This window comes from Kitasatospora azatica KCTC 9699 (assembly GCF_000744785.1).
GTDB lineage: Bacteria > Actinomycetota > Actinomycetes > Streptomycetales > Streptomycetaceae > Kitasatospora > Kitasatospora azatica.
The window spans coordinates 501819-526687 of the sequence record NZ_JQMO01000002.1 but is presented as its reverse complement, the minus strand read 5'-3'; the positions used below and the strand labels follow the sequence as shown (position 1 = coordinate 526687).

Annotated in this window: 15 protein-coding genes; 5 read left to right on the top strand and 10 right to left on the bottom strand. The window is 70.4% G+C overall.

Annotation, left to right across the window (positions count from 1 at the left end):
- Positions 1 to 3: 3 nt before the first annotated feature.
- The 8 genes from BR98_RS02815 to BR98_RS02790 all read right to left on the bottom strand — a co-directional run bounded on the left by BR98_RS02815 (position 4) and on the right by BR98_RS02790 (position 10493).
- Positions 4 to 990 carry a thiopeptide-type bacteriocin biosynthesis protein gene (locus BR98_RS02815; protein ID WP_035839686.1) on the bottom strand — a complete coding sequence of 329 codons (987 nt, stop codon included), beginning with the start codon at positions 988 to 990 and terminating at the stop codon, positions 4 to 6.
- Positions 983 to 3643, bottom strand: coding sequence for a lantibiotic dehydratase (locus BR98_RS02810; protein WP_035839684.1), 2661 nt, complete (start codon positions 3641 to 3643; stop codon positions 983 to 985). The genes BR98_RS02815 and BR98_RS02810 overlap by 8 nt, the downstream gene beginning before the upstream one ends.
- Positions 3643 to 5187 (bottom strand): SagB family peptide dehydrogenase, encoded by a 1545-nt coding sequence (locus tag BR98_RS02805; RefSeq protein ID WP_035839683.1) that lies wholly within the window; start codon positions 5185 to 5187, stop codon positions 3643 to 3645. Before BR98_RS02805 ends, BR98_RS02810 begins: the two co-directional genes overlap by 1 nt.
- Positions 5184 to 6833, bottom strand: a complete 1650-nt coding sequence (locus tag BR98_RS02800; RefSeq protein WP_051969234.1) for a TOMM precursor leader peptide-binding protein — start codon at positions 6831 to 6833, stop codon at positions 5184 to 5186. The genes BR98_RS02805 and BR98_RS02800 overlap by 4 nt, the downstream gene beginning before the upstream one ends.
- Positions 6826 to 8793 (bottom strand): hypothetical protein, encoded by a 1968-nt coding sequence (locus BR98_RS02795; protein WP_157537340.1) that lies wholly within the window; start codon positions 8791 to 8793, stop codon positions 6826 to 6828. The genes BR98_RS02800 and BR98_RS02795 overlap by 8 nt, the downstream gene beginning before the upstream one ends.
- 119 nt (positions 8794 to 8912) lie before the next feature.
- Positions 8913 to 9080, bottom strand: a complete 168-nt coding sequence (locus BR98_RS38930) for a thiomuracin/GE37468 family thiazolyl RiPP peptide (protein WP_157537337.1) — start codon at positions 9078 to 9080, stop codon at positions 8913 to 8915.
- Between the two features lie 60 nt (positions 9081 to 9140).
- Entirely contained in the window at positions 9141 to 9308 is a 168-nt protein-coding gene (locus BR98_RS38925) for a thiomuracin/GE37468 family thiazolyl RiPP peptide (protein WP_157537335.1), read from the bottom strand.
- A gap of 60 nt (positions 9309 to 9368) precedes the next feature.
- The gene (locus BR98_RS02790; RefSeq protein WP_198042110.1) at positions 9369 to 10493 is read right to left on the bottom strand and encodes an LLM class flavin-dependent oxidoreductase; all 1125 of its coding nucleotides are present in this window, start codon (positions 10491 to 10493) and stop codon (positions 9369 to 9371) included.
- A gap of 463 nt (positions 10494 to 10956) precedes the next feature.
- Between BR98_RS02790 and BR98_RS35955 the strand changes: the two genes are divergently transcribed.
- The 4 genes from BR98_RS35955 (at position 10957) to BR98_RS02770 (ending at position 18672) form a co-directional block, all read left to right on the top strand.
- The gene (locus BR98_RS35955) at positions 10957 to 12999 is read left to right on the top strand and encodes a radical SAM protein (protein WP_051969232.1); all 2043 of its coding nucleotides are present in this window, start codon (positions 10957 to 10959) and stop codon (positions 12997 to 12999) included.
- Positions 13000 to 13276: 277 nt separating this feature from the next.
- On the top strand, positions 13277 to 13714 hold the full coding sequence (locus BR98_RS02780; RefSeq protein ID WP_083975906.1) for a winged helix-turn-helix transcriptional regulator: 438 nt from the start codon (positions 13277 to 13279) through the stop codon (positions 13712 to 13714).
- 832 nt (positions 13715 to 14546) lie between these two features.
- The gene (locus BR98_RS02775; protein WP_051969231.1) at positions 14547 to 16070 is read left to right on the top strand and encodes an arabinofuranosidase catalytic domain-containing protein; all 1524 of its coding nucleotides are present in this window, start codon (positions 14547 to 14549) and stop codon (positions 16068 to 16070) included.
- Positions 16071 to 16266: 196 nt separating this feature from the next.
- Complete coding sequence (locus tag BR98_RS02770; protein WP_035839674.1) at positions 16267 to 18672, top strand: ricin-type beta-trefoil lectin domain protein; 2406 nt, start codon at positions 16267 to 16269, stop codon at positions 18670 to 18672.
- Positions 18673 to 18738: 66 nt separating this feature from the next.
- On the opposite strand, the gene BR98_RS02765 is transcribed toward BR98_RS02770, so the two are convergent.
- Positions 18739 to 20013, bottom strand: a complete 1275-nt coding sequence (locus tag BR98_RS02765) for a ricin-type beta-trefoil lectin domain protein (protein ID WP_198042164.1) — start codon at positions 20011 to 20013, stop codon at positions 18739 to 18741.
- A 613-nt stretch (positions 20014 to 20626) separates the two neighbouring features.
- Here BR98_RS02765 and BR98_RS02760 point away from each other — a divergent pair.
- Positions 20627 to 21892 (top strand): S53 family peptidase, encoded by a 1266-nt coding sequence (locus BR98_RS02760; RefSeq protein ID WP_035839668.1) that lies wholly within the window; start codon positions 20627 to 20629, stop codon positions 21890 to 21892.
- Between the two features lie 105 nt (positions 21893 to 21997).
- Here the strand turns inward: BR98_RS02760 and BR98_RS02755 are convergent, their stop codons facing one another.
- Complete coding sequence (locus BR98_RS02755) at positions 21998 to 24859, bottom strand: AfsR/SARP family transcriptional regulator (RefSeq protein WP_083975905.1); 2862 nt, start codon at positions 24857 to 24859, stop codon at positions 21998 to 22000.
- Positions 24860 to 24869: the final 10 nt, after the last annotated feature.

The following is a 24869-nucleotide window of genomic DNA, read 5'->3' as shown; positions in this document are numbered from 1 at the left end:
GGGTCACACCGCGCACAGGTCGAAGGCGGTCCTGGTCAGCAGCAGCCGCAGGTGGGACTCCTGGGCCAGGCTGATGCCGAGCCGGTTGCACATCAGGTGCGTGCACCGTTCCACGATCAGCTGCGGGACCAGGTGGTTGATGTGCTGCAGCACGTCGGCAGGAGCCTCGAAGTCGGGGTAGGCGTCCAACTGGCCCAGCAGCTCCAGTTCGACCAGGGTGTCGTTGGCGTCGCGCACGGTCTCCAGCCAGCTGCTCGCCACGGACGCGTTCGGCAGCGCCACACCCCTGGTCGCCGCCCACACCGCCTCCAGGCTGGTGCGCAGCTGCGCCTTGTTGGCGTCGAAGTGCCGCTCGAAGTCCGCCGATCCCAGCAGCTCCGCCATGGAGCCGCCGCTCTCGACCATGAACCGTGCCTGGTAGGCGAGTTCGGGCAGGATGCCGGTGAAGACCGTACGGTTGGCGGCCAGCATGGCGAAGGCGTCCATGGCGCGCTGCCCCGGGGTGCGACCGCGGGCGATCAGTTCGACCGCCAGCACGCTGGACGCCATGAACTGCTTCTCGACGGCCGCCAGCGCGCGGCCGGTGCCGAACACCTCGGTCTCGGGCACGTAGTCGATGAACGCGACCGAGTTGTCCGGATGCAGCACTGTGTCGTAGTCGGCCATGCGCTCCTGCTCGGCGAGCGCGGGCGCGGACTCGGCGTAGCCCTGTTCGGTCAGCGCGGACTGCGACGGCGAGGTGCGGAAGAATTCCGCGGCCGTCTCCTCGATGACCGAACGGACCTCCTGGACGTGCTCCGGTCGGGTGCGCACCCGCAGCCGGACGTGCGGGCCGCCCTCCCAGTAGCGCAGGAAGAAGAAGCCGTCGACCAGTCCGGCTCCGCCCAGCCGTTCGACGGCGGGCCTGACCACACCGGTGATCACGGCGTCCTGGTCGCCGTGGTAGAAGAGGTGGGCGCTGACCCAGCTGTGCTCAGACTGCTCAGACATATGTGACTCCGGGCTCGTTCAGTTCCACGATGTACTCCGCCACGTGCTCACCGCGGACGTGGCCGGGATCCGGCAGCATCTCGCTGATCTGCACGATCGCGTTCGGCTCGGTGAGCCGGCGTTCCAAACCGAGCAGCAGCAGCATGCTCGTGAAATCCACGTAGTTCGGTTTGGTGTCGTTGCTCGGCCCCTGGCCGTTCTCGCCCTGGCCCAGCGAGGCCGGGTCGAGAACGGTCACGAAGCACCGCTCGGGGATCCCGTGTTCGGCCAGCCAGCCGGCCATCTTCAGGACCCAGGCCGCGCCGGTCGCGGCGTCGGCCCGCCGGGGCAGCCGGTCCGCGCGGGTCATCCACATGGCTCGGCGCAGCACCACGTTGCCCACCATCAGCCGGGGCAGGTGCCGCACGCCGTTGTCCGCGCGCGGGTCCGAGGTCATCCTGAGCTCGGTGTGCGCACCGAACCAGGTGTTGGACTCGCCGAACGCCTCGATCATGAAACGCGCGGTGGGCGGCAGCAGCCGGTCGGCGCCGAGACCCGGGTGCACCGGGCAGATCCGCTTGCCGAGGCGCCGCGACACCAGTTCCAGCAGCCCGTCGTCGCCGCACTGCACGTACAGGTCGTTGACCGGCAGCAGGTCGTCCTGCTCGCGCATGCTGCGCACACCGGGGTAGTCGACGACCAGCCGGACACCCGGCTTCCTGACGTTGACGGCGGAGCGGGCCACGGCCTCGAACTCGGCGAAGAGCACGTCGTCGCGGTGCGCGGCCAGCCCCGGCTCGTCCGGGACGTCGGCGTGCAGGTCGAGCACGTCCAGGATCTGCCGGATCCGGTTGCGGCCGCGGCCGAAGCCGCACCCGATGCTGTTGACCACCAGCTCCGGACCGTGTGCGGCGTCGGCGAGCTGGCAGTAGACCGCGAGCGAGGTCGGGGTGCGCACCCAGTTCGGCCATTCCTTGGCCAGCAGGCGCACTTCCTCGGCGTCGACGCGGACCACGCCGTCCCGGTCGGGCGTGCGCTCACCCAGCAGTCGCTTGCTGGCGGTGCGCAGGCGGTACAGCTCGCGCACGGCCTCGACCGGGCTGTCCGCACCGGCGAACCGGCTGTGCGCCAGGCGTGACCCGGGCCCGGCCTGGCTCGACGCGGCGCCGGCGGACTGCTCGGCCAGCACGTTCCGGTAGAACACCAGCAGCGGAATCTGCGCGCCGGCCGGGTACTGGCTGCGGAACAGCGAGCCGAGCGTGAGCTTGAACGGCAGATCGGGCCCGATCAGGCCGAGCAGGGTGCGCACCGCGTCGAGGTCGTCCAGCAGCGGTCGCCAGCCCGCCCGGTCCAGCACCGCCGTCGCCCCGGGGTGCACCGCGTTCTCGTAGAAGCTGTACCGGCCGAACTCCTGGGCCATCTTCGGGTTGTTGGCGTGGGAGTGGTCGCCCACCTCGCGCAGTGCCGCGTCCAGTCCGCGGACCACGGCCTCGCGGATGGCGACCCGGTCGCCGGGTTCGGTGATCGTCGGGTAGCTCGACAGCGCCTCGGCCACCCCCTGCAGGGTCCGGTCCAGCCGTTCCAGGCCGGGCTGCCCGCACTGGTGCAGCCAGGCGCGCAGGTCGGCGACCGGGTCCGGGGACTGGTCGGCCAGCGGCGGGACCAGCTCCAGCAGGCCCAGCGTCACCAGCCGGCGCAGGAACACGTCGACCTGGTGCCCGTCGGCCGCCAGGGCCAGCAGCTTGCCGCGCAGCTCGTCCAAGGTGCTCTCGGGCGTGGTCAGTTCCAGCACCCGGCGCAGCAGCGGGGTGAGCGCGAGGGTGTGCACGTACTCGACCGGTCGGCGGCCCAGGAACAGCAGCGCGCCGTCGACGGCCGTGGCGCTGGGGTTGATCCGCAGTCGGCAGCCGCCGACGAGCTCCGGGCGTTCGCAGACGGCGCGCGCGATCCGGTGCAGCGAACCGACGCTGACCTCGGTCGCGGTCGCCGCGGCGAGCTGCCCGGCGGCCGGTCGCGCGGCCGGCTCGACGATGTCCAGGGCCTCGCCCCAGGCGGCCAGGCCGCTGCTGGTGAACGTGGAGTACGGGCTGGTCTTCGCCGCCGAACGGGCCAGGTACTGCGCCAGGCGCAGCACGGTCTGGCGCTGCGGTGCGCGTCCGGTGTCGAACCACTTCCGCAGGGCCAGGAACATGTCCGGGTTGGCGTGCACGAGACCGAGTTGGAACGCGGGCAGCCGGGCCCCGGCGAGCAGGGACTCGTAGCTCGCGGCCCAGTCCTGTTCGAGCTGCTCCGGCAGCGCCGCCAGCAGGCGGTCGCGTTCGGTGAGCCGCGCCGTCCATTCCCGGACCGGGGCGACCAGCTCGGCGGGGACGTCGACCAACCGCGCCGGATCGACATGGCGACCGCGGTGCACGGCCCTGCGCACCGCGACCAGCCTGGCCTTCAGCTCGCCGTCGCCGGTGGCGCCGATCGCCGCGTGCAGCAGGTCCGACAACTCGTCGGCCGCGGCGGTGATCTCGGCCCGCAGCGGCACCAGCTCGGTGGCGGTGCGCCAGCTGCGCGCGCACCGCAGTCCGTCCAGCGCGGCGACCGGGCTGCCGGCCAGGCGCACCACGGCGGCCGGGCCGAGCACGTACCGCTCCGGGTCGGGGCCGGTTTCCTGCAGCCTGTCCATCACTCCACCGCTTCTGGCTCGACGGGCACGATCATGCGACCGCCCGGTCCGGTCCTGGCCAGCAGGATCTGGAAGACCGGGGTGTGGCGCTGCTCGGTGAGTCCGAGCGCCGCGCGCACTCCCTCGGCGTGGTACGCGTTGACGACCCGGCCGGCGACGCCCTGCGCCGCGGCCGCGACGCACACGCGGTGCGCGAGCAGCCCGGCCTCCTGGTTGATCACCCGGTAGCCGCGGTCGCCGAAGGTGTCGAACGCCCACTCGCGGTCGACGACGAGATGCACGACGGCGTTCATGTCCTTGAAGATCGGTCCGGGGATGGTGACGCGTTCGATCGCGGTCACGGCGTCCATGGCGGGATCCGCCCGGTCGACCGGCTGCAGTGCGCCGGTGTCCTGGTCGAGCCGGTAGCAGCCCGCCGGAATGCCCGTCAGATCACCGACGGTCAGGAAGATCTCCACCGGCACCGGCGCACCGGCCGGGACGGCGTCGCTGCTGACCCCGGTGCGGAGCCGGGCCAGCCGCGTCCACAGTTCGACTCCGTCGACCTGCGACGCCAGGGGCCGGAAGATCCCGGGACCGGAATCACGTGACCGCAGCACCTGCGCCAGATCCACCTCCGGGACCTCGGCCTCGGGCAGGGCCAGCGGTTCGGTGCCGAGCACGGCGGCCGCGACCGGTTCGGCCGTCGCGAAGCTCGCGGTGTCGGTGCGGAAGGACGCGCGGTTGACCGCCGTCAACCTCGGGCAGGCCTGCGCGACCCGCAGTCCGCTGCGGACCACGTGCGGCTCGATCGGGTCGATGGTCGCGGCCAGGGCCGCCGCCTTCTCGGTGACCGTGGCGCGGCGAATTCCGGTGTCGGCGAGATGGAGCGGCAGGACCACGAGCGCCGGCTCCTCGTCGCGGTCGAGTCCGAGCAGCTTGTTGACCGGCTCGTCGAGGAACTGGTGGTGCACATGGGCCCGCAGGCCCATGGACCGCGCGACCAGGTCGAGGTTCCCGGTGAGCAGACCGGCCTCCTGGGTGCACAGCCGGTAGGCGTAGTCGCGGTAGATGTACGCGGCCTTGGAGAACAGCCCGGAGAGCACGAACACGGCCTCCGGCAGCTCACCCGCCGTCCCGGTCGCCCTGGCCAGCAGCGGCCGGTGGTCCCCGTCGCGCAGCAGCACCAGCGAGTGGTGCGGGGCGTCGTAGTGGTAGACGCCGTCGGGCAGGCAGACGTACAGCTGTACGGCGAACAGGCAGCGCGCCGAGGCGACCATCCGGTGGAAGGGCCAGGTCCCGTTGGTGTCGAACTCCTGCCGGGAGATGCCGTAGCCGTAGCGCAGCAACGTCGACAGCGCCGACTCGTCCAGCGCCTCGACCGCGGTCAGCTCCCCGGGCACCCTGGTGGTCAGCGGGCGGCGGGGCCGGTCCCGGTAGATCTTGAACTTCAGCGGCTCGTCCGGGTTGGCGTACTCGGACTGCCGGGTCTCCATCGCCTCGGCGAGGTCCTCCAGACTGACCCGCAGGAACTCCCGGCCCACGCCGGCCTCCTGGCCGCTCACGGGAAGGGATGCGGGTGCGGATTGCGCACCTCGGACAGCCTGGGCAGCCCCGTCACCCGCCGGGCCGCGTGTCCGAAGGTCATCGGCACCGAACCCGGTGCCAGCACCTTGACGCATCTGAAGCCTCCCGCTGTCTGTTCCATGGAGGTGGTGTCGACGGCGACGACATCCATGCCGGCCGCGGCGAAACGCCGGACGGCCTCGTCTAGATCCGCGCCGATATCGGTGTGGCGCGGCCAGTACCAGCGCTCGAGTCCCTGCTCCCAGCTCGATGTCACCGGGTTGTCGAGCAGGAAGGAGTACCGGTCGAAACTGGCCGGGTTGGCCGCGCAGAGCAGGTGGTCGGCCATCGACACGACATCGTCCGGATGGTCGGCCAGGTGCCGGGCCCGCTCGATCCACTGCGGATCGAGCGCGAGGACGCCCACGTACTCGACGGTCTGGCTCAGTTCGTGCAGCGCCGCCAGGATCGCCTCGGCCGGCCGCAGTCCGCTGCCGCCGGTCGAGACGGCCCTGGGCCGTCCGGTTCCGCTGAGGTCCTCGGCGAGCGTCCAGAACGACGCGATCCCGTGGTCCTGCGTGGTGTCGAAGACGTGCACCCGGTATCCGAGCCGCTCGATCCGCTCGGCCACCAGCGGGATCCGCCGATCGGGCACCGTGGCCAGGTCGATCTCGGGCAGGGGCGTGCGCCCGTACCAGGCCGTCAGGAACGCGTCGCGTTCGGCGACTTCGAGGATGCCGTGCAGCACGGCCTCCTCGTAGCACCCGCCGAGCGCGAAGCCACTGGAGACCTCGCTGGCGAACCTGCGCTCACCGCCGGGCATCGGCAACCGGTAGTAGACGAAGCCCTCCGGCACCAGCACCGGCCGGCCGCGGCCGAAGGAGTAGCCCCACACCCAGTCGGTCACCGCGTCCTCGGTGAACCGCCGGTACGGGAAGTCCGGGAGCAGGAACCGGTCGTCGGGATACAGGCCGAGCGAGCGGGGGTCGACCGCGACCTCGGCCACCTCGGCGTAGCCGGCCCTGATGCCGGTCCGCTTGCTCGGCGCGTACGCGGCGAGCCGTTCCAGCGACTCGGCCACCGCGATGGACCACGCGGAGGAGAAGTCCCGGGTGCGGCCGTACCCGGCCGGGTCCATCGAGGCACCGGGCACGGCCATCACGGCCCCGGTGAACGGGAACGAGTGCTGCGTGTAGGAGGTGACCGAAGCGATCAGGCCGCTCTGCTCGTCGACGTAGGTCGCCTCGAGTGCGCCCCGGTCCAGCAGGCGAACGCGGCTCGACTCGGGCGACAGCTTGGGCCGCGCCTGCCGGACCGGTTTCGCGTCCTGCTCGGTGTCGGCCGGTACCACCGAACACCTCGGACAGTGCGGATCGGTGAGAAAGCCGTGCCGGGACAGCGCGAGCGTGGCCGTGTCGACGATCCAGAACCGCTGCGCCCCGGGCTTGGCCGAGGCCAGCCCGGCGACGGTGTCGGCCAGGAAGCTCGGCAGTTCCCGCGCCGGCGCCTCGGCGGTCATCTCGGCGGTGCGTTCGGCGGATGCCGACGCGGCGCGCCGCGTGCGCAGGCACTCCGAGCAGCCCGGCGCCCAGGGTCCCACGATCACCTGGTGCGGTTCGCGGAGCACCTGGGGCTGGTCAGCCATGGACGACCACGGCGCGCGCCACGAACGGGCTCAACCGGGCGAGGGAGGCGTCGTGGTCCAGCGGGACCGCGACCACCCGGCCGCCCTCCTGCGTCAACCTGGCCACCACATCTGCCAGGGTCACCGAACGGGGGCGCGCTCCGGCCGTGCCGCGCAGGTGCATCGGCAGCTCGGGCACGATCGCCGGCGCGTAGCCGGGTTGCTCGGTGGCCCGCGCCTGGTAGGCGAGCAGCGTCCGCTCCAGCCCCTGCTCCAGCGCCACGGCGACCTCCAGGTCGCTCGCGTACGCGACCGTGCCGGTCGGGGTGGTGAAGGCGAAGGTGGGCAGCCCGAGCAGCTCGGACAGGTCGTGGACCACGAAGGACTGGTCGACGATCTCCAGCAGCTTCCGGTAGCGGGTAGCGCGCTCGGTCAGCTCGGCACCGTCCAGGTCCAGCCCCGGCAGCGGTTCGGTCGCGCTCGACAGCGCCGCGGCGAGGTTGTCGTGGGCCGCTGCCACCACCGCGGCGCGCACGGTGTCGGACCAGTCGGTCCCGGACGCCGCGGTCCGCGCGGGGAAGACCGCGGCGGCCTCGACCGCGACCGGCTCACCGGTGAGCACGTCCAGGCCGTGCAGGCGGTCGCCCTTGCGGAAGTCGACCATGACGGCCGCGTAGCGCTCGAGCGCGTGCCGGACCGCCCGCTGACGCGACTCGACCACGGTCTCGCCGCAGCCGTGGACCGGGAACGGACCGCCGGCCAGGCCGACCGGGTCCGAGACCACGACCTCGCTGACGAACAGCGGCAGCTGCTCGTAGTCGCGCTCGCTGACCTCGGCGAACACACCGGTCCGCGGGTCGACGAAGTCCACCGCGCGCCGGGCCAGTTCATCGTCGTCGACGGGCGCCGCGGCCGCCAGGGCGGCCAGCCGTGCCGGGTCGTCGGGAACGGCGGGCAGCGCGAGCGGGTGCGGCAGGAACGCGTGCTTGGCGGTCTCCAGCGTCTCCAGGTCGAACCGGACCAGGTGGTCGGGCCCGGTGCCCTCGTCGATACCGGTCAGGTGGCGGAACGCCGCGAAGCACAACTGGTTGGCGACCAGGGCGACGGTGGGGCCGCGCAGGAACTCGCTCGGCGCCGCCTCCGGATGGTCGCGCAGATCGGCGCCGACCAGGTCCGATGTGAGCGCACACAATCGACGCCACGCGGAATCCCAGGCGGTGGGGTCGTCAGTTTTCCCGATCACCGGGCCGATCCACGCCTCGTCACCCGTCACGACCGCCTGCGCGAACGCGGCACCCGCGGCGGTTGCGGCCGCGGGCAGCAGCCGAGCACGTTCGATCATGGGGCGGTCGGCGACGTGCAGCACCATGGCGGCGTCCGCGGTCACCAGGTCGAGCCGCTCGGTGTCGGCGTCCAGATAGCCGACCTGCTGCTCCGGGTCCTGCGCGCGGGACGCGGCCAGGTGCTCGGCGACGCGGTCGCGGTCGAACGGCGACTCGGCGAACGGCGCGAGCGACACGGTGCGCACACCGGCGCGCAGCTGAGAGTTGGTCAGGGCCTGCAGCAGCGGGCCGGATCCGGCCAGCACGACGGAGCTGTTGCGGTAGGTCTCGAAGCGCAGTTCCGGCGAGTCGGTGAAGTACTCGACGAAGGCGATGTTGGCCGCGTAGGCGGTGGCCAGCTCAACGGACAGCGAGTGCGGACGGTCGTCCAGCACGTTCTTGACGTATCCCTTGCCGAGCAGCAGCAGGATCAGCTTCGCTACCGCGGTTCGGCTGGACTCCGGCACGGCGGCGCACAGTTCGCCGAGCGTCCGGTTGCCGTCCAGCATCGGCGCGATCCGCTGGATGAACTCATAGGTCGAGGCGCCCTTGAGTATCGACCCGCCCAGATTGCTGCGGATGTACGCACCCTCCGGAACGCGCATGACGTAGACGTCCCCGCGCAGTCGTGGCCGTACCCGCTCCACGTCGACTCCCATGACCACCACTTCTTTACGAGTTCATTGATGACTGGCCAGCAGGGAGGACCGAGAGCCACCCGGTCCCTTTGAAGAACACGCACCAGCTAGAGCACATGTGCCGAGAGATCAGCACCGGATCAGGTGCAGGAGCAGCACGGGCAGCAGCAGCAGCAGCTGCTGGCGCCGCCAGAAGCGGACAGCTCCGTGAGGCCGTAGCCGGCGGTCACCGAAGCGGGCACGACCTCGCCCAGGTCGACCAGCTCGAAGGTGCTGTCGTCCAGCACCAGGTTGTCGAATCCCTCCATGTCATTCACCTCCTCGGTCAGTCTCGTGTCGGGCAGGGTTTCTGGTGGTCCGGCACCGGATCAGGTGCAGGAGCAGCACGGGCAGCAGCAGCAGCAGCTGCTCGAGCCCTTCGAAGCGGACAGCTCCGTGAGGCCGTAGCCGGCGGTCACCGAAGCGGGCACGACCTCGCCCAGGTCGACCAGCTCGAAGGCGCTGTCGTCCAGCACCAGGTTGTCGAATCCCTCCATGTCATTCACCTCCTTTCCGTGTGACGTCGATGCGGTCCACACCGGGGCCGGCACCGACGGTCAGAGTGCTTTCACCTCCGGCAGAACCTGGTCGCAGAAGAGCTCCAGGGTCTGCCGAGCTTCGGGGAGCGGCATCGCGCCGAAATCGACCTGCCACAGGATCTGGTCGACGCCGCCGATGTGGTCGTTGAAGGCGCGGATGCGGTCGATGACCGTGGCCGGTGATCCGACGATCGCGCCGCCTTCGGTGTAGAGCTTGCTGGGCTGCAGACCGCGCAGCATCCAGCCGAACCCGGAGTAGCCGCGGTAGGCCTTGGACTCCCGCCGGTCCCACGGGCTCACGGCCTCAGCCCAGACGTCCAGGTAGCGGCGCAGGTAGGTCTCGGCGATCTCTTCCGCGCGCTCGTCGGTCTCCGCGACCACCAGCGGCAGGCTGGCCATGACCCGGGGCTGCTGTCCGGAGGCGCCGTGCGCCGTCTGGAAGGCCTCGCGGTAGAGGGTCAGCTGGTCACGGAACTCGTGCGGCGAGATCATCGGGGTGATCAGCAGCCCCAGTCCCTCCGTCCCCAGCCAGCTGAAGCTCTCCGGCGTGCGCACCGCGGCGCCCCACATCGGCGGATGCGGCTGCTGGGTGGGCCGCGGCAGTCCGGTCACGTCGCGGTAGGAGAAGAACGGCGTCTCCTCGCTGACCTTCTCCTCGGTCCAGATCCGCCGCACCGCGCGAATGGTCTCGCGGTACCGGTCGACGCTCTCGTCCATCTCCACGCCCAGCGCGTCGAACTCGTCCGGCAGATACGCCCGGGCGAATCCCACGTCGAGCCGGCCACCGCTGATCGCGTCCACCTGAGCGGCTTCCGCGGCCAATTGGATCGGGTGGTGGAAGACCGGAAGAACGCATCCGGTTATCAACCTGACCGAGTTCGTCCGGGCGGCCACGGCGGAGAGGAAACCCAGCGGGCTGGGGCAGTAGCCGCCGTAGTGGTGGAGATAGTGCTCGGTCATCTTGACCGAATCCAGGCCGCCTGTCTCGGCCTGCACCGACAGCTCCAGCGCGTCGCTGAAATACGTCTCCGGAGATTTCGTCTCCGGTGTGCAGTCAGGAAGAAAAGAAAGACCGAAGCGCACCGATACCACCACTCCTCTAGCAGCCTGATATACGCCGGATGGAGCTCCGGTGTATGCCACCCAAACAGTCCGGGGCGGTCGGCGTGCCACCGGGTGTTTCGCCGCTGACGCTACATACGGGCCGCCTGGGTCGTCAATATCCGTCCAGTGTTTCTAAAGAAGCTCAAATAAAGCTCAAATCTCCCCGGTATCCTCGAGGATACCTAGGATGCCGGAAGTGCGTTATTGACACCCCTGGACGGCATTGAAATCGTTGGAATCCATTGGCTGTCATCGGTTTCCAGCTGCCGCCTGATTTGCAGCCGGTGCCTTGCGCGGAGATGAACGTCGCGGGAAACCGAACGGTAACACCGTGCGCCAGAACGGCCAATCGCAACCCGGTTGCGCGGCTGTGCGGGAAACGTCCGGGTAGCGTCGGAAACCCGTCAGAAATGTTGAGTGCGGTCCACGTGGGCGGCGCGCGAGCAGGTCATTTCGGCGTACGGAATGTCCGTCTCGCCCGACTTTATACGGATGTGTAGCTATGACCTCCACCATCGACACGAGCTACGTCGCCAACGCCGGCAAGCAGCCGACGCCGACGTCCGACAGTCGGAAAACCGTCCAGCTCGTCGAGTTCACCGCGATGCAGGGGGTCCGGTACAGCGTCACCCTCGGATACCTCAAGGCGACCGCGATCGCCGACCCCGCCCTCGACGCGGCCTGCGACTTCCGGATCAGCGTGCGGGAGCAGAGCGGCGGGGAGCAGGCGACGAAGGAGCTGCTCGACACCTGGGACGAGCCGTTCGTCGTCGCGCTGACCGTGTTCTTCTGGAACCGCGCCCAGTCCCTGGAGCTGGCCCGCCAGGTGAAGGAACGCTGGCCGAACTGCCGCGTCGTCGTCGGCGGAAACGACGTCAGCTACCAGCAGGAGCCGCTGTTCGCCGAAGCGCCCTGGCTGGACGTGCTGGTGCACGGTGAGGGTGAACTGCGCTTCCGCGACCTGCTGCACACCTTCCTGGCCGACGGGGACCTCGCCGAGGTGGCGGGCATCAGCTACTGGTCCGACGGCGCCGTCGTCACCACTTTGGACGCGCCACGCATCACCGACCTCGAGCAGGTCGTCTCGCCGATCCTCACCCCGGTGTACTCCGACGAGGAGATCACCGGCTCGTCCATGATCGTCTACGAGACCAACCGGGGCTGCCCGTACGGGTGCGCCTTCTGCTACTGGGGCGGCGCGACCAACTCCAAGGTCCGCCAGTTCGAGCTGGAGCGGATCTTCGCCGAGCTGGACCGGCTGATCCGGCTGATGCCCATGGACGCGACCCTGTTCATCGCGGACGCGAACTTCGGCATCCTCGCCCGCGACCGGGAGATCGCCGAGCGCATCGTGGAGCTCTGCCGGCGCTACGACAAGCGGCTGATCATCAGCACCAACTGGGCGAAGAACAGCAACGATCGCATCGTGGAGATCGCGAGCATGCTGCATGCCGCCGACCTGACCGGCGCGATCACGCTGTCCGCGCAGTCCTTCGACGCGGACGTTCTGAAGATCGCCAATCGGGCCAACATCCGCACCAACCACTACCGCCGGCTGCTGTCCCGCTTCCGCGAACTCGACGTGCCCACCTACACCGACCTGATCTGGGGCCTGCCCGGCGAGACGTTCGCCTCGTACCTCAACGGCATCGAGGAGGTGCTGAGCGCAGGCGGCTCCCCGGTGATCTATCCCTTGCTGCTGCTGAACAACACCGAGTACTCGCGCGAGGCCTTCAAGGACGAGCACGCGTTGAAGACGCGCTGGATGCCCGCCGACATCACCAACCCCGAACTCGTCGCCGACGTCGTCGTCGGGCACTCCGCGATGACCACCGAGGAGTGGGTGCGCGGCATGGAGTTCCGGGTCTCCATGACGCTTTTTCAGAAGATTCTCATGCGCTGCGCGCTGCGCGTCCTGCACTCGACCACGGGCGTGCGGATGGTCGAACTGTGCCAGCAACTGTGGACGTTCATGCTGGACGACTGCGCCGACCCGTTCATGCGGGCGGTCGCCCGCGATGTCGCCGCCGTCTACCGGGACCCGTCCACCCTGGACATGGCGCTGCTGCGGACGGTCATCGGCAACCAGGTCGTCGTACCCGAAGAGGTGCACTACCAGGCGCTGCTGTGCCGCGCCGTCCGCTCCGAACGCGCCACCGCCGACCTGCTCAACGCGGCGGTCGACCACCTGTGCAACTGGCTGGCCGACTCCGGGTTCGAGGTCGACCGGGTCCTGGTCGACAGCGCGCTGACCGTTGACCTCGCGGCGACGACGATCATGCGTGCCAGCCTGCGCGGTGAGCTCGTCGAGGCGGAGTTCGCCGTCCCGAGGCGGGGCTGGGACATGCTCGTCGAGGCCGGTGACGTGCCGTCGAGTCTCGACACGAGCAACCAGGGGAGGGTCGTGCGCGGCACGGTGTGGGCGCCGCCGCGCTGGGTCGACTATCCGATCAGTGTCTACGCGCTGTCCATCTGGCACGGTACCGGCCGGCCGCTGTACGACCTGCTCTTCGCCCTGCCCGACCGGTTGCCGGCCGTCGCATGACCCGGCGGCAGGGGCTCGAGACCTCGCACTTCCGGGTGCTCGCGGTGGGGACGCCCGGAATTCGGCAGTGGCCACTGCCGGTGGACCCGAGGATCCGCACAGCGCGGACGGACCGCATTCGGCGCCGCCGGAGTGTTCATGGCAGGTCTTTACTCGGGGGGATTGACAGCCCTTGCCGCCAAGAAACATCATGAGCACATCACGCACATCACGCACAACCCGGGATGCCCGTATCCCGTGCAGGGCTGCTGCTGTGCCCCGTGAATGTTGGGGGACCATGAATACGGAACGCCTTGCCTATCGGTCCGATGGCCTCAGCCGCCCGATCCTGGACCAGATCACCGACAAGTGGTCGATGATAGTCATAGCGGTGCTCGACGAGCCCAGGCGGTTCAACGAGATCAAGCGCCGCGTCGAAGGCGTGACCCAGCGGGTCTTGACCCAGACCCTGCGCCGCCTGGAGCGCAACGGACTGATCGTGCGCCGCGTGCTGCCGACCTCGCCGGTCGGGGTCGAGTACTCCCTCACTCCGCTCGGCGAATCCCTGCGGGAGCCGTTCAGTCAGTTGCACGCCTGGACCGTCGCCAATACGGACGAGATCCGAGCGCGCCAAGTGGAATACGACCAGCGGGCGCACGACGGTCGAAGCCGGGATTCCCGCGTGCCAGAACAGTTAACTGCGCCGGAACACGCCCGGTGTTCCGACGGCGGATAGTATCGGTACTCGAAATTGCTATACCCGGAATTGGTCCGGTAATTTTGGCCCCGCCCAGGTGATTGTGCCCCGCTTCCCACCGGCGGGGAATCGTTCGGTGTCGAGAATGCATTTCGTCGTTCCACGAAGGTCGTTCCGTGGACGACGGGAGCATCTCCCGGACGTCGCCCTGAAGCTCCGGGTTGGAGGCCGCGGTCTTGCGGCAGGTGCGGCGGCGCTCGGCCCGGCCGGGCCGGCCGGGCTGCCCGGCGCGAGGGATCACGGCGCAGGCGCTTCGGCGCCGACTCGGGTGCGCGGGGAGGCGTGGAGGGCCCGCGCGAGGCCGGCGTCCCGGCCGAGTGCCGCACCTGTGCCGGCGGCCCGGCGGACGTCCCCTTCGGCGAGACAGTGCTCTCGCGCGAGGATGCCCCGCTGCCCGACGGGCCGTCACCCGCCCCCCGCGCCCTGGCAGAAGGCTTGATGGTGCGCGCCTCTTGAGCTGCGGGCGACATATGTGTCAGTCTCATTTCGGCTCACCGGGGTGTTGGCCCGCGACAAGCGGCGCGCCCAGGTGATCCATCTCCCTTTATTGTGAGCGCTCACAATAATGCGGGAGCTACTGCATCGCTCTTCTCGGAGCTGTCCTGTGACCCAAGGACCAGCTCCGAGTCGGCTGTGTGACCGCTCGATCCTGCCGAGATCGAGGGCCCGGCGTGGCCGACCGGCGAGGGCGTGAACTCGCGCTGTCGCGCATCCCCCCGAAAGACGCCTGGGCAGTAATCGAGCGCCACCGCTGTGCATATGAGACTGACCCATTTTTGCCAGAAGTGTCGTACCCATTGAGGAGGCTCCGATGCACCACCGCACGTCCTCCGTCTCCACCGGCTTACGCCCGATCAGCCTGGCCGCTGTGCTGCTGCTGGTCCTCGCGACGGCGATGGCTGCCCTCGGCGGCCGAGCCGCCGCGAACGGTCCCGCCACGGGGACCCAGTCCGCCCCCGCCCGCCCTGCCGCGGCGGCGGCGCTGCCCTGCGACCTCTACGCGGCCGCCGGCGCGCCCTGCATAGCAGCGCACGCAACCACCCGGGCACTGTTCGCCGGTTACAACGGCCCGCTCTACCAGATCCAGCGCGGATCCGACCACACCTACCACGACGTGGGCCTGCTCTCCGTCGGCGGCTACGCCGACGCGTCGGCCCAGACGTCCTTCTGCGCCGGAACCTCGTGCACCATCACCAAGATCTACGACCAGACCAGTCACCACAACGACATGCCCGTATCCTCGGGCGGCTACTGGAAGGGACCGGGTCCGAACGGCGCCGACGTCGGCGCCGACGCCTCGGCCCTGCCCGTCATGGCGGGCGGACACCTGGTCTTCGGCGTCAAGGTCACGCAGGGCGTGGGCTACCGCGTCGACCACGCCAACGGAGCTCCCACCGGTTCCCAGCCCGAGGGCATCTACATGGTGACCTCGTCCGACTTCACCAACCAATGGTGCTGCTTCGACTACGGCAGCGGCGAGAACAGCCACACCGACACCGGTAACGCCACCATGAACGCCATCTACTGGGGCAATGCCTGCTGGTTCGGCGGCTGCACCGGCACCGGCCCCTGGGTCGAGGCCGACCTGGAGAACGGGATGTTCCACACCAACACCGGCTCCAACAAGGACCCCAACAACCAGGGCGTCCACTACCCGTTCGTCAGCGCCATGGAGAAGAACAACGGGACCAGCAACTTCACGCTGAAGTACGGGAACGCCGCGAGCGGCGGGCTCACCACCCCCTACTCCGGTCCACTGCCCAACGGCTACTCGCCGATGAAGACCGACAGCTCCCTGCTGCTCGGGACCGGCGGCGACAACAGCGTCTCCGGCCAGGGCGAGTTCTTCGAGGGCGCCATCACCGCGGGCTTCCCCTCGGACGCCACCGAGAACTCGGTGCAGGCGAGCATCACCGCTGCCGGCTACGGCAGTTCCGGCACCGGCGGCGCGGCCGCCCCGCTGCGCAGCACCAGCGCCAACCGCTGCCTGGACGTCCCGAACAGCACTCAGACCAACGGCACCCAGACGCAGTTGTGGGACTGCCACGGCGGCACGAACCAGCAGTGGACGCAGACCGCCGCCAAGGAGTTGCGGGTCTTCGGCGGCAAGTGCCTGGACGCCGAGGCCAAGGGCACCGCGAACGGCACCAAGGCGATCATCTGGGACTGCAACGGCCAGACCAACCAGCAGTGGAACGTCAACGCCGACGGTACGGTCACCAGCGTCCAGTCCGGCCTCTGCCTGGACGTCAGCGCCTACGGCACCGCCAACGGCACCCTGATCCAGTTGTGGCAGTGCACCGGTGCCAGCAACCAGAAATGGGCCCGCAGTTGAGCTGAGACGCCACCCGCGTTCCAGCCCGCACCCGGCCGGGCGCCTGGCGACCGCCCGGCCGACCACGGCGCGATCAGCGCCTGCCCCCCCACGCGCACGAAACCGTCCCCGGCCGACACCGGCCGGGGACGGCTCCATGACGGCTGCTCCAGCCGCCTCCACCTGGCCCACCCCCATGCGAGGAGAGAGCGATCCCATGAAACCCACCCAACGCACACTCTCGGCGTTCAGCCGCAGCCGAGGGGCCCTCGTCGCGGCCCTGGCCGCCGCCGGCGTCGTAGCCGCGCCCGTCGCGGTATCGCACGCGGCGACGATGACCACCCTGTACGTTTCGCCGAGCGGCAGCGGAACCGCCTGCTCCTCCTCGGCCCCCTGCTCCCTGACCCAGGCGAAGACCTCCGTCGAAGCCGTCAACGGGAACATGACCGGGGACATCGTGGTGCAACTCGCGGGCGGCACCTACCGGCTGACCGCGCCGCTCACGCTCGGCAGCGCGGACTCGGGCAGCAACGGCCACCAGGTGGTCTGGCAGGCCGCCCCGGGCGCGAACCCGGTGCTGTCCGGCGGCCAGCAGGTGACCGGCTGGTCCCTGAAGGACTCCGCCAACAACATCTACGCGGCCTCGGTCCCCACCGGCACCGACTCGCGGCAGCTGTTCGTCGACGGGATGCTCGCGCCGCGGGCGGCGATCTCCATCTCGCGGGGCGACGTGAACATCACCTCCGGCGGGATGACCATCGTCAACTCGGCGCTGAACTACCTGGCTTCGCTGCCGCAGCAGAACCGGATCGAGCTGGAGAGCCAGAACTCCTTCACCGACCGCTTCGCCCCGGTGCAGTCCATCAGCGGGACCACCATCACCATGCAGCAGCCGGCCTGGAACAACAACAACTGGGGCTACGACACCCTGTTCAAGCCCTTCGCCGGCGGGTCGCTGCAGCTGGAGAACTCCTACTCGTTCCTGAAGACCGCCGGGCAGTGGTACCTGGACCCGCAGGCGGGCCAGCTGTACTACAAGGCCCCCGCGGGCTGGCAGGCCGGCGCGCACGACATCGAACTGCCCCGGCTGACGTCCCTGCTGCAGATCGGCGGCAGCAGCTACAGCAGCCCCGCCCACGACATCACCTTCCAGGGCGTCGGCTTCAGCCACACCACCTGGCTGCAGCCCAGCACCAACGTCGGCTACGCGGACCAGCAGAGCGGGACGTTCCTGGGGAGCACCTTCACCCAGCCCTCCGACTTCATGACCTCCTGCCAGTCGGGATGCCAGCTGTTCGAGGCTGCCCGCAACAGCTGGAGCCAGGTGCCGGCGGCCGTGCAGGTCTCGGCGGCCGGTTCCATCACCTTCTCCGGGAACTCGTTCTCCCACCTGGGCCAGGTGGGCCTCGGCATCGGAAACGACGCCAACGCGCACGCCTCGGGCGTCGGTCTGGGAGCGTCCGGCATCACGGTCTCGGGCAACACGTTCACCGACGACTCCGGGGCGGGCATCGTGGTCGGCGGCGTGCGGCCCGACGCCCACCACCCGTCCAACGCCGCGATGACCAACCAGAACATCACCATCCAGAACAACCAGATCAGTGACGTCGCCAAGGACTACAAGGACATGGCCGGGATCCTCTCGACCTATGTCACCCACGCCGTCATCACCCACAACGAGGTCTCGAACCTCGCCTACGACGGCATCGACGTCGGATGGGGCTGGGGGGCCAACGACGCCGGCGGCAGCCAGGACTACCAGAACCGCGGCCTCTACAACTACCAGCCCGTCTACACCACGGCGACGACCCTGAAGAACACCGTCATCAGCTACAACAAGGTGCACGGCACCAAGAAGGTGTTCCACGACGGCGGCAGCATCTACACCCTGTCGGCCAACCCCGGTACGAGCATCGACCACAACTACGTCTACGACAACAAGAACACCGTCGGCCTCTACCTCGACGAGGGCTCCCGCTACGAGACCCTCAGCAGCAACGTGGTCCAGGACTCGGGCGTGTGGGCCTTCACCAACGCGAGCGGCGGCAACAACACCAACGACAGCACCTTCTCCGGCAACTGGTACAACGGGGGCGCCACCCAGGTCGCCACCGGCGCTCCGCACAACAACGTGCTCACCGGGAACGTCCAGGTCAGCGGCACCAACTGGCCGTCCGGGGCGCAGCAGGTGATCGCCCAGGCGGGCGTGACGAGCGGCAGCGGCGGCACCAGCGGAGCGCTGCACGCCGTGGGCGCCGGCAAGTGCCTGGACGTGCCGAACGCGTCGACCACCCTCGGCACCCAGACCCAGATCTGGGACTGCAACGGCCAGAGCAACCAGACCTTCACCCGCACCGCGAACGGCGAGCTGGCGGTCTACAGCGGCACCGGCCAGCTCTGCCTGGACGCCTACGGCAAGGGCACCACCAACGGCACCAAGGTCGCGATCTGGACCTGCAACGGCCAGACCAACCAGCAGTGGACCTTCAACTCCAACGGCACCATCACCGGTGTCCAGTCCGGACTCTGCCTGGACGTGAGCGGCGCTGCCACCAGCAACGGCGCACTGGTCCAGCTGTGGACCTGCAACGGCCAGAGCAACCAGCAGTGGACCCTTTCCTGAGGGTTCTTTGAGCACATGCCTCGGGGCCGGTCCCAGCCAACGCTGGGACCGGCCCCGAAGCCGTGTTCAGCTGTGCAGACTCCACTGCTGGTTGCCCGCGCCCGAGCAGGCCCACAGCTGGAGCTTCGTGCCGTTCGCCGTGCCGGTGCCGGTGGCGTCCAGGCACAGGCCCGACTGCACTCCGGTGATGGTGCCGTTGGAGTTGACGTTCCACTGCTGGTTGGTGCCGCCGTTGCAGTCCCAGATCACCACGGCGGTGCCGTTGCTGGTCCCCTTGCCCGAGGCGTCCAGGCACTTGTTGCCGTAGACCGTGAGCTGCTTGCTCGTGGTGGTGGTCCAGTGCTGGTTGGCCTGGCCGTTGCAGTCCCACAGCTGGGTCTGGGTGCCGTTGGTCTGGCTGCTGTTCGGGACATCAACGCAGCGGCCCGACGCCTGGCCGACGATCTGCTGGTTGCCACCGGGCGGGGGCGGCGGCGTGGTGCCGGAGCCGAACTGGCTGAAGAACTTCCACACCTCGCCGGAGGTCCAGGTGTGCCAGCCGTCGCAGGTGCACCCGTCGATCGGGCCCGGGTCGTGGCCCGCTCCGTCGAACGCGGCCCAGACGACCGGGTACCCGGACTTGCAGCCGGAGTAGGCGGTGACGATGTGCGTCAGGCTGCCGGACGCCGGCTCGGGCGGGTTCTGCGGGGTGCAGCCGTTGTTCCTGACGAACTGGTCACGCAGCGCCCGTCCCCCGGAGATGGGAAGGACGTTGTCCCGCAGGCCGTGGAGACCCATGTACGCGATCGGCTGGGTACCGCCGCTGCATCCGCTCAGGTTCGCGCCGGAGTAGACCGCGACCGCGCGGAAGACCGTCGGCCGGGCGCAGGCGAGCGCATAGGTCATCGAGCCGCCGTAGCTGAAACCGGAGGAGAAGAGCTGGGTCGTGTCGACGCACAGGCCGGCTTCGAGCTGCCTGGTCATGTCGTCGACGAAGGTGATGTCCTGGCCGTTGGAGTTGCCCCAGCCGTTGTTGATGCCCTGCGGCGCGACGAAGATGGTGCCGTTGTTGTCGGCGTCCGCCAGCTTCCGGAGCCCGTAGTACGACCAGTTGTACCCGTCGGTGCCGCCGGAGTCGACGTCGTTGGCGGTGCCGCCCACCCAGTGGAATCCGAAGACCAAGCGGTAGGGGTGGGTCTGGTCGTAGTTGGCGGGGACCCGCAGGATGTAGCTGCGGTTCTGGCCGCTGCTGGTGATCGTGTGGGTGCCGCTCGCCAGCGTCGGTGCGTTGCCGCAGCCGGTGGTACCCGCGGCGGCCCTGACCGGAGCGGCGGTCGCGCTGAAGCCGGTGCCCGGCGCCATGCTGATCACGGCCACGATGAGCACCATCAGGGCCAGCACGGGTGCGAATAGGGATTTGCGACTCATGGGCTTCTTTCTCGGTGGGGGACAGGAAGTGGGCGCAGTCTGAGGTGCGCTGGTGTGGGCTCGCCTTCTGTGAGCGTTCACAGGCGTGCTGAGGTCTGCTCCTCCAAGCAGTGGTGGGATGTCTTGAAGGCGACGGCGGCAGCGTCCATCACCCCGCACGGGCGGTCAACCTCTGTCGCGAACGGCACGGCGCCGACGTCGGCGGTGCGCTGACATCGGCCTGGTGGGCGCATCGGGGCCGGTGTGCATCCGCCACGAGGTGGGTGAAAGTTTCTCGTCGGCGGTCGCCCCCCATCGACTGCGGCGTCCTCCCAGCGCCCCCGGTGGGAGGACGGCCCGAGCTCGCGTGCCGGGCGCGTCAGCGCCGCGTCGACGCGGCGTCAGCGGGGGGCGGGATGGTGTGCGCAGGGAAGCCCAGGGACGGGGCGACCCAGCTGTATGGACACCGTCGGGGACCCCACCGACTGGACCATCGCGCTCTCCTCACCTGGCCCGAGCCGGCCCCCACCTCCGGCTCGCGCCGCCCCCACGTTCTAGGAGTCAGCACTTGCGTACCCTCTTCACGACCGGCGTCCGCCGCTCGGTCCTCTCCCTTGCCGCCGTCGCCGGCCTGGCGTTCGGCGCGCTCGGTGCGGCCGGCACGGCTGACGCCGCGTCAAGCTCCCCCCACGACAAGGTGACCACGGCCCGGTCCTGCGCCATGCCGGCGCACCCCGGCTACATGGCGTGCAATGCGCTGCGGGTCACCGGCGGCACCCCGGCCAAGTCCCAGGCGGTCGCTCACCTCTCCGCCCAGGCCGCCGCCGCGACCCCCTCCGGTCTCGGTCCCGCGGACATCCAGAGCGCCTACAACCTGGCCTCGGCCGCGGCCTCCAGCGGCTCCGGCCTGACGGTGGCGATCGTCGACGCCATGGACGACCCGAACGCCGAGTCTGACCTGGCCACCTACCGCAGCCAGTACGGCCTGCCGGACTGCACCAGCGCGAACGGCTGCTTCAGCAAGGTCGACCAGACCGGCGGCACCAACTACCCGACGGCCGACAGTGGTTGGGCCGGTGAGATCTCGCTCGACCTCGACATGGTCAGCGCCACCTGCCCGAACTGCAACATCCTGCTGGTCGAGGCCGCCTCGTCCAGCATGGACGACCTCGGCGCCGCGGTGAACGAGGCGGTCTCGCTGGGCGCCAAGTTCGTCTCCAACAGCTACGGCGGCGGCGAGTCCTCCGCTGACTCCGGGTACGACAGCAGCTACTTCAACCACCCCGGGGTGGCGATCACCGTCTCGGCCGGCGACTCCGGCTACGGCGTGGAGTACCCGGCGGCCTCGCCCTACGTCACCGCGGTCGGCGGCACCTCGCTGACCGCCGACTCCAGCTCGCGCGGCTGGTCGGAGAAGGTCTGGGGCACCACCGCCGGTGGCAACGGCAGCGGTTCGGGCTGCTCGCGGTACTCCGCCAAGCCCAGCTGGCAGCATGACCGCGGCTGCTCCCGCCGCACCGTCGCCGACGTCTCCGCCGTCGCCGACCCGGCCACCGGGGTCGCGGTCTACGACAGCTACCAGGCCTCCGGCTGGAACGTCTACGGCGGCACCAGCGCCTCCGCGCCGATCATCGCCTCGGTCTACGCGCTGGCGGGTACGCCGAGCACGTCCGTCCCGGCCGCCGACGCCTACGCCAACCCCTCGGCCCTGAACGACGTCACCTCGGGTGCCAACGGCAGCTGCCGTGGTTCCTACCTGTGCACCGGGCGCGTCGGGTACGACGGCCCGACCGGGCTCGGCACGCCCAACGGCACGGCGGCTTTCACCGGTTGATCCCCGGTGGGTCCACCGCTGGTGCCCGGCCCGGGAGTTCCTGGGCGGGGCACCAGCGGTTCCCGGTCGCCCGGCAGCGGGTATCGGTAGGCCGGCCGGCAGTGGCTACCGGTCGGCCGCCTCGGTCCGGCCCAGCGGGGCGAGCAGGTCCCGCGACTGCCGCAGCGACCGGGCCGAGTCCGCCGGCCGGCCGAGATCCTTCTGCAACTGGCCGACCAGGTAGAGGGCGTGGGCCTCGAAGGCGGGATTGCCGGATGCGCGGCAGAGCCGGACAGCCTCCCGGGCGCATCCGATCGCCTCCGCCCTTCGGCCCAGTGCCTGGAGCGCCTCGGTGATGGTGCAGAGCGAGGCCAGGTGGGTGTGTGAGGACGGCGCCCCGGCGGTGAGGTCGCGCGCCTGCTCGGCGCAGGCGAGCGCCTCGAGATGCGAGCCGAGCAGATTGTGCGCATGACCGAGGTTGTTGAGACTCTGCGCCTGTGCCGGGACGTCCCGCAGCTCGCGGGCCTCCTGCAAGCAGGACTCGATGGTCTGCCGGGCCTGCGGCAGCGCGCCGGCCCCCAACTGCCCGATGCCCAGCCGGAAGAGGGCCAGATGGCGGGCTTCCCGACTGTCGGACTCCCGGGCCAGCCGCACCGACCGCTCCAGGTGCCGCATCGCCTCCGGGTACTCGCCGCGCTCCTCCAGGGCCATCCCGACCTCGGCATGCAGCCTCGACCGGCCGGACATCTCGCCGTCGGACTCGGCCGCCCGCAGGCCCGCCAGACTCGCGGCCAGCCAGTCGTCGACGTGTTCGGTGCCGAAGTACAGCGGCATGGTGTTGCAGGCGATCCGCCAGGCCTGGCCGGCTCGCGGCCCGTCCGCGGAGCCGGCCACCAGGGCCCGGACGGTGGTTGCCTCGCTGCGGAACCAGCGTGCAGGGCACTCGGCGGTGCCGTCGAGCGCCGGGATCTCGACCGAACCGGGCCTCGGACGGTAGAGCAGTTTCGGCTGGGAGCTGGCCGGCTCCGCCGCGGCGGCGGTCGCCGCGAGGTAGTAGTCGAGCAGCCGGCCGAGCGCCTCGTCGCGCACCTGGGTGGAAAGCCCCCGCTGCGCCAACTGCACGGTGTAGAGGCGGACCAGGTCGTGCCGCGCGAACCTGCCGGGTCGGGTCTCCTGCAGCAGATGGGACGAGGCCAGCGCGGCCAGCGTCTGCCGGGTCTCGGCCGGCGAGCGGCCGACCAGCGCGGCGGCGCTCCAGCGGTCCACATCCGGGCCGGGGTGCAGACCCAGCAGCCGGAACAGCTCGGCGGCCGGGCCGGGCAGCGCGCGGTACGACAGGCTCAGGGCCGCCTCCACCCCGAGGTCGGCGTCGTCGGTGGTGAGGCCGGCGAGTCGGGCCTGCTCGTCGGAGAGTTCGCCGACCAGATCCGCGACCGTCCAGTCCGGATGGGTCGCGAGCCGGGCGCCGGCCACCCGCAGGGCCAGCGGCAGTCCGTCGCAGAGCCGTACCAGCTCCCGGGCGGCCTCCTCCTCGGCGGCGATCCGGCTGCCGCCGACGGTGCCGGCCAGCAGGTCGCGCGACTCCTGCGGCGCCAGCGCCTCGATCCGCAGCACCGAGGCGCCCTGCCGGGCGACCAGGCTGTCCAGCAGGTTTCGGCTGGTCACCACGGCCGCGCAGCCCGGGCCGGAGGGCAGCAGCGGCAGCACGTCGGCGACCACACGGACGTTGTCGAGGACGACCAGCAGGCGGCGGCCGGCGAGCAGCGAGCGGTAGAGGGCGACCCGTTGGCCCAGGTCGGAGGGGATGTCGGAGTCCGGCGCGCCGAGGGCATGCAGGAAGCCGGCCAGCACGGAGGCGGTGGTGACCGGCGAAGTGGCGGAGAAGCCCTGAAGGTCGGCGAAGAGCTGGCCGTCGCGGAAGTCGGCGGCCCTCCGGTGCGCCCAGTGCAGCGTCAAGGTGGACTTGCCGACTCCGGCCGGGCCGACCACCAGGGCGAGGCCCGGCTCCGCTCCGGCTCCGCAGGCCCGATCGAGGGCCTCCAGTTCCTTGCGGCGCCCGACGAACCCGGCTGATTCACCAGGGAGTTGGGCTGGAACGACGGGCCGGTCGAGGTGCGCGGGCCGGTCGGCGGGTGCGGGGCGGTCGGGGTGCGCGGGCCGGTCGACGTGCGCGGGCCGGTCGGTCACGGCCGCCTCGGCCCGCAGCACCGTCTGGTAGGCGGCGCGCAGCGGCGCTCCGGGATCGACGCCCAGCTCGGTGCTGAGCAACTTCCGGGTGCGCTGGAAGAGTTCGATCGCGTCCGCCTGCCGGTCGGCCTGGTGGAAGGCGAGCAGCAGCAGGCGGATCAGCGGTTCGCGCAGCGGGTCGTCCCGGACCGCCTGTTCGAGCGCGGGCAGCACCTCGCGGCCCAGCGAGAGCCTCAACTTGCGTTCACCCCAGGCCTCCAGGGCGGCGAGCCGGAGCTGGCCGAGCCCGGCCGCGGCATCGTCCCGGAGCGCGGCGCTGGGCAGATCGGCCAGCGGTCGGCCCTGCCAGAGGTCGAGTGCCCGGCCGAGCAGGTCGGCGGCGGTCCGGTCGTCCGCGGTCCCGGTGGCCTGGTCGTAGCAGCTGCGGAAGAGGTGCAGGTCGACCTCGGAGGCGGCGCCGAGCAGGGCGTATCCCGGATCCCGGGTGACCAGGGTGAGGCCGGGCGCGGTCAGCAGTCTTCGCAGCGCCGAGACGTGCCCCTGCAGCGCACTGCGGGCGCGGGGCGGCGGGGCGCCGTCCCAGATCAGGTCGAGCAGCCGCTCGACGGGCACCACGCGGTTCAGCTCCAGGGCGAGCACGGCGAGGACGGCTCGGCGCTTGGGTGCGGCGATCGGGACTGCGGACCCGTCAGGCTCGTGGAGCTCCACCGGACCCAGCAGCCGTACCCGCATGATCGTCCCCCGCTCGCCCCACGGAAACCTGTCGCTCAGCCGGCGCCGGGCCCCGGGCGCAGTTGGCATGAACAGCGTA